This is a genomic window from Streptomyces anatolicus, from assembly GCF_019400875.1.
Classification (GTDB): domain Bacteria; phylum Actinomycetota; class Actinomycetes; order Streptomycetales; family Streptomycetaceae; genus Streptomyces; species Streptomyces anatolicus.
The window spans coordinates 1-2793 of sequence record NZ_WMBF01000667.1 but is presented as its reverse complement, the minus strand read 5'-3'; the positions used below and the strand labels follow the sequence as shown (position 1 = coordinate 2793).

Below are 2793 nucleotides of genomic sequence, written 5' to 3'. Positions count from 1 at the left end.
CGGCCGCAGGCGTCTCCTCCGGCGAGGGAGCAGCCGCAGGCTCAGGCTCACTTTCCCGGTCCCGCGCCGCAGGCTCAGGCCCAGGCTCACTTTCCCGGCCCCGCGCCGCAGGCTCAGGCTCAGGCTCGCTCTTCCGGTCCCGCGCCGCAGGCACCGGCACCGAGACGTTGTCGAACGCCGCCGCCACCAGGTCATCCACCGCCGAAGACGGGGGCGGAGAAGGCTCCCGGCTCGGGGACGGGAGCGAGGCCTTGGAGGGCGGGGTCGGCTCCGGTGAAGGGGAGGGGAGCGAGACGGCCTCCGGCGCCGAGGACTCCCCCTCCGCCTCAGGCGCAGCCGAAGCCGCAGCCGCACGCTCAGGCTCCCGCGCCTCAGGAACGCTCCCCTTGCGTGACCGTCCGAACGCGTTCCGCAGGCGATCCAGAATGCCCATGTGCGCAACCCTTCGCGTGAGTTGATTCCCGAAATCCCTGGCCAGGGCGGACACGTAAGGTTAGCCGCCGCCCTGGGCGATCTTGGGCAGGGTCGCCGTCCATCACCCACCCGCGCCAACTTCCTCCCATGCGCCACGGATTCACCCGCCGTTCACCCGTAGGCCGCCGCCGTGCCGGAACCCACACCTAGCCTCACGGCGGAATCAAGCCACGCCACGACGACGGAGGATCCGTGCCCAAGCTGCTGCCGATCATCACCTCGCATCAGGGGAGCGGCGGCCGTTCCGCCCTGACCTGCCGCTTCCGCTGTGGTGACGCCTGCTTCAACGAGGTGCCCAACACCAGCGACAACGAGTACGTCGGCGATGTCATCGCCGGCGCCCTCAGCCGCCGTTCGATGATGCGCGCCGCCGCCGTCGTGACGGTCGCCACCGCCGCGGGCAGCGCGGTCATAGCGGGCCCCGGCGTGAGCGAGGCCGCCGCGGCCGCGCCCGAGGGACGTACGGCCGGGAAGAGCAAGGGAGCGCGCGGACTGAGGTTCGCGCCCGTCGCCCCGAACACCACCGACGCCGTCACCGTCCCCACCGGCTACGAGCAGAACGTCGTCATCCGCTGGGGCGAACCGATCCTGCGCGGCGCCCCCGCCTTCGACCCGGACAAGCAGACCGCCAAGGCACAGGCCGGCCAGTTCGGCTACAACAACGACTTCCTCTCCCTGCTCCCCCTCCGCGGCGAGCACGGCCGCCAGCTCCTCGTGGCCAACCACGAGTACACGGACGAAGTCCTGATGTTCAAGGGGTACGACCCCCAGAACCCGACCCGCGAGCAGGTCGAGATCGCCTGGGCGGCGCACGGCCTCTCCGTCGTCGTGGTCGAGGGCGAGCGCAAGAGCGGCGCCCTGCGCGCCGTCAGCCGCCACCACCTCAACCGCCGCCTCACCGCCACCAGCCGCTTCCGTCTCACGGGACCCGTCGCCGGCAGCCCCCTCGTACGTACGAAGGCCGATCCGCGCGGCACCACCGTGCTCGGCACGCTCAACAACTGCGCGGGCGGCACCACGCCTTGGGGTACGACGCTGCACGGCGAGGAGAACTTCAACCAGTACTTCGCCAACGCCGCGAAGGTGACCGACCCGACGGCCGCCGCCCGCCTGAAGCGGTACGGCGTCTCCGGTGAGGCCTCCGAGCGGAAGTGGGAGCGGTTCGACGACCGTTTCGACCTCGCCAAGGAGCCGAACGAGGCCAACCGCTTCGGCTGGGTCGTCGAGCTGGACCCGTACGACCCGGACTCGACCCCGCGCAAGCGCACCGCGCTCGGCCGCTTCAAGCACGAGGCCGCGCAGCCGCGCCTCACCCACGACGGCCGGCCCGTGGTCTACATGGGCGACGACGAGAAGTTCGACTACTTCTACAAGTTCGTCAGCAGCAAGCGCGTCGCCAAGGGCAAGTCCCGCGCCGCGCACGAGCACAACCTCACCCTCCTCGACGAGGGCACCCTCTACGTCGCCAAGCTCACCGGTGACTCCCCCGCGAGCGAGATCGACGGCAAGGGGACGCTCCCGCAGGACGGCGAGTTCGACGGCAGCGGCACCTGGATCCCGCTCGCCACCGCCGGTCCCGGCGGGAAGGCCGTCAGCCACGTCGAGGGCATGACCGCCGAGGAGGTGTACGTCTTCACGCGCCTCGCGGGCGACAAGGTCGGCGCCACCAAGATGGACCGCCCCGAGGACATCGAGCCCTCCCCGCACACCGGCAAGGTGTACGTGGCGCTCACCAACAACTCCGACCGCGGCAAGGCGGGCAAGGCCGGCGCGGACGAGGCCAACCCGCGCAACCTCAACAAGCACGGGCAGATCCTGGAGCTGACCGAGCGCCGCAACCGCGCGGAGGCGACGACCTTCGCCTGGTCGCTCTTCCTCGTCGCCGGTGACCCGAACGACCCTTCCACGTACTTCGCGGGCTTCCCCAAGGACCGGGTCTCCCCGATCTCCTGCCCCGACAACGTGACCTTCGACCCGCACGGCAATCTGTGGATCTCCACCGACGGCAACCAGCTCGGCTCCCACGACGGCCTCTTCGGCGTCGCCACGCGCGGCGAACGGCGCGGTGAGCTGAAGCAGTTCCTGACCATGCCGAAGGGCGCGGAGACCTGCGGACCGCTCGTCCAGGACCGGCGCGTGGTCGTCGCCGTGCAGCACCCGGGCGAGATCGACGGCGCCTCCGCCGAGAAGCCCGCGAGCGCCTGGCCCGACGGCCCCGGCAAGATCGTCCGTCCGTCGGTCGTCTCGGTGTGGCGCGCGGACGGCCGCGACATCGGCGTCTGAGTCCGAGTCCGAGTACGAGGGAGGGGGCACCCGGCG

General features: G+C 71.2%; 1 protein-coding gene. It reads left to right on the top strand.

What is annotated here, in order from left to right:
- Window positions 1-666 precede the first annotated feature (666 nt).
- Entirely contained in the window at window positions 667-2757 is a 2091-nt protein-coding gene (locus GKQ77_RS31140) for a PhoX family protein (RefSeq protein ID WP_219692466.1), read from the top strand.
- Window positions 2758-2793: the final 36 nt, after the last annotated feature.